The 2,497-nt window shown below is 61.2% G+C and carries 3 protein-coding genes and 1 pseudogene; 3 read left to right on the top strand and 1 reads right to left on the bottom strand.

The features are described from left to right. Positions 1-86: 86 nt before the first annotated feature. Positions 87-590 (bottom strand): annotated as a pseudogene (locus BLQ50_RS18130) (alcohol dehydrogenase catalytic domain-containing protein); the annotation flags it as partial. A gap of 133 nt (positions 591-723) precedes the next feature. On the opposite strand from BLQ50_RS18130, the gene BLQ50_RS18125 reads away from it, so the two are divergent. From BLQ50_RS18125 to BLQ50_RS18115, 3 genes are all read left to right on the top strand, one after another. After that, entirely contained in the window at positions 724-1,626 is a 903-nt protein-coding gene (locus BLQ50_RS18125) for a helix-turn-helix transcriptional regulator (protein WP_093186922.1), read from the top strand. Then, positions 1,623-1,988, top strand: a complete 366-nt coding sequence (locus BLQ50_RS18120) for a cyclophilin-like fold protein (RefSeq protein ID WP_093186919.1) — start codon at positions 1,623-1,625, stop codon at positions 1,986-1,988. Before BLQ50_RS18125 ends, BLQ50_RS18120 begins: the two co-directional genes overlap by 4 nt. A gap of 89 nt (positions 1,989-2,077) precedes the next feature. Beyond that, on the top strand, positions 2,078-2,428 hold the full coding sequence (locus BLQ50_RS18115; protein WP_139185876.1) for a hypothetical protein: 351 nt from the start codon (positions 2,078-2,080) through the stop codon (positions 2,426-2,428). The last annotated feature ends 69 nt before the right edge of the window (positions 2,429-2,497 follow it).

Raw genomic sequence — 2,497 nt, 5'->3', positions numbered from 1 at the left:
GGCACGGGCCTTCAGTTCTTCGTCGATCTTCTTGGGCATGGTGCTCATTCTCCTGGACTCAAACAGGAGCGGCATCAAACCTGGGGCGCTTCAGTCTTTCCCGGGCCCACCTCGGCCGCGACCGCGGCGAACCAGCCGGTGCCGAGTACATCCGAGGCTGCCAACAGCGACGGGATCAGGTCGGGTGCGGGCTGGCCGGGGGTGGCGACGAGGGTGCCATCGGCGTGCGGGATACGGGCGCGCTCGGCCTGGGTGCCGATCATGCCCATTACCTCGACCTGGACGCAACGGGACTGGTATCCGGCCTGGCAGATTTCGCAGGTGTTGTCCGAGGCCATGAACGAGCCGACGACAAAGTCACCAGGTTTCACTGTTTTCACGTCGGTACCGATCTCTTCGACCACGCCGACGTACTCGTGACCCATCGGGGCATCCGCCGCATCATCGGCACCGCGGTATGGCCAGAGGTCGGATCCGCAGACGCAGGATGCGGTGACGCGGATGATCGCGTCGGTGGGGTGGATGACTCTCGGGTCTTCGCGATCGACGACACGGACATCGCTGGGGGCGTGCATGATGACTCCACGCATGATGGGTACTCTCCTCACAATCGATTCTTCTCAATCACAAGTACAGCACTCATCGTGCCCCGGGGGGAGGCCCGCCCGGTGGAGGTACCACAAGGGTCCCCCACAACTCAGGGGTCTCGGCTACCGTCGGAGTATGGATAATCGAACGGAAGTGCGGGAGTTCCTCACCTCATGTCGCGCCCGGATCACCCCGGAACAGGTTGGACTCCCCGCCGGCACCAATCGGCGGGTTGACGGGTTGCGTCGCAGTGAAGTGGCGACCTTGGCCGGAGTGAGCATTGAGTACTACACGCGCATTGAACGCGGCACGATCGGCGGCGCTTCACCCGAGATTCTTGACAGCCTGGCCAAGGCGTTGCGCCTGGATGACGCTGAGCGTGCGCACCTATTTGATCTTGCCCATTCGGCAGGCCCCGTGGCGAGGCCACCTCGGCGCCGTAACTCGAAGACATGGGCAGCGCATCAGAGTCTGCAATGGGCTCTGGATGCCATCACGGCTGGTCCGGCGTTCGTTCGCAACGGACGCATGGATATTCTCGCCGTCAACACCCTGGCTCGGGCGTTCTATAAGGATGTCTACGACATGCCGGGCCAGCCGCCGAATATTGCCCGGTTCACCTTCCTCGACGAACGGGCACGTGATTTCTATCCCGACTGGGATCTCTTCGCCGAGGTCACCGTCGCAATATTGCGCACTGAGGCGGGACGCGACCCGCACAACAAGGAACTCCACGACCTCATCGGCGAGCTCAGTACCCGCAGCGAGGATTTCCGGCGCCGGTGGAGCGCACACAATGTCCGCCATCACGGCACCGGTTCCAAGACGTTCCACCACTCTGTCGTCGGTGAACTCACATTGGCGTATGAGGGGCTGGAGATGGCGGCCGAACCCGGCCTGACTCTCACCATCTACGTCGCGGAGCCCGGGTCCCGCTCTGAAGATGCGATGCGCTTGCTCGCCTCGTGGGCCGCCAGTGAATACGAAACCTCCGCCCTCGCAGCCACAGAATTCACCGTCGGGAGGGATGCGACATGAAGATCGAGTTGACCATTGACGACACCCGTGTCGAGGCCGAGCTGAATGACCATCCAGTGGCGCGCGAACTCGCTCAGGCGCTGCCTCTCGATCTCGTTTTCAACGATTTCAACCAGGTAGAGAAGGTAGCGTCTCTCGGTCGATCCCTGACTCTGCGCGGCGTACCAGATGCCGACGCCCCCGGACCGGGAGAGATCGGCTACTACGCTCCCACGCAAGGACTAGTCCTTTTCTACGGCAGTCCCGGACGGTGGCCGGGACTGGTGCGGATGGGGCGCTTTAGCTACGACCTGAGCGCGCTTCGTGCGCTCCCGGATGGGACGCGCATCCACATCGCACTGGCGCCCACCGACACCCCCTGAAGCCAGCCCAACTGCTTCGCGCCTTTAGTAGAAACATGCTGTCAACATCCCAGTGTTCGAATCTGATTACACCTGAGAAGGAACTGATAATGAACCGGCCGTACGTCATTATTCATACACACACATCAATTGATGGAAACATCGATTCGATGGATCTCCCTGAATTCGCCACGGGCAGCCAGCACTATCAAGACATTGCCCTGAGTCCCAATCGGCAAGTGCTCAACGTCGATGCCTACCTTAACGGTAAAGAATCGACGCAAGTCAATGTCACTCACTATAAGGTGCCCGATGTTGACGAATACGCCGCCGAAGTCCCTTCTGGAGACTTTCTCGCTGAGCCGGACGCGGGCATGTACTACGTCTCGATTGACGGCTCATCAGAGTTGCGGTGGGAGGAGCGTGACGCGCCGGTGCGCACGGGGTCCGTGGTGACGTAGGTCGAGGCCCTCAGGATCAGTAGTGACTAAGCCACTGCTCCACGAGGACCTCGACGTTGACCAAGCCTA

The sequence above is a fragment of the Sanguibacter gelidistatuariae genome (assembly GCF_900096585.1).
Taxonomy (GTDB): Bacteria; Actinomycetota; Actinomycetes; order Actinomycetales; family Cellulomonadaceae; genus Sanguibacter; species Sanguibacter gelidistatuariae.
Note: the sequence above shows the minus strand (reverse complement) of the source record. Positions and strands in the feature narration are given on the sequence as shown.

Coding starts and splice junctions, on each gene's coding strand:
- BLQ50_RS18125 (WP_093186922.1), top strand. CDS start 724: ATGGATAATCGAACGGAAGTGCGGGAGTTCCTCACCTCATGTCGCGCC.
- BLQ50_RS18120 (WP_093186919.1), top strand. CDS start 1,623: ATGAAGATCGAGTTGACCATTGACGACACCCGTGTCGAGGCCGAGCTG.
- BLQ50_RS18115 (WP_139185876.1), top strand. CDS start 2,078: ATGAACCGGCCGTACGTCATTATTCATACACACACATCAATTGATGGA.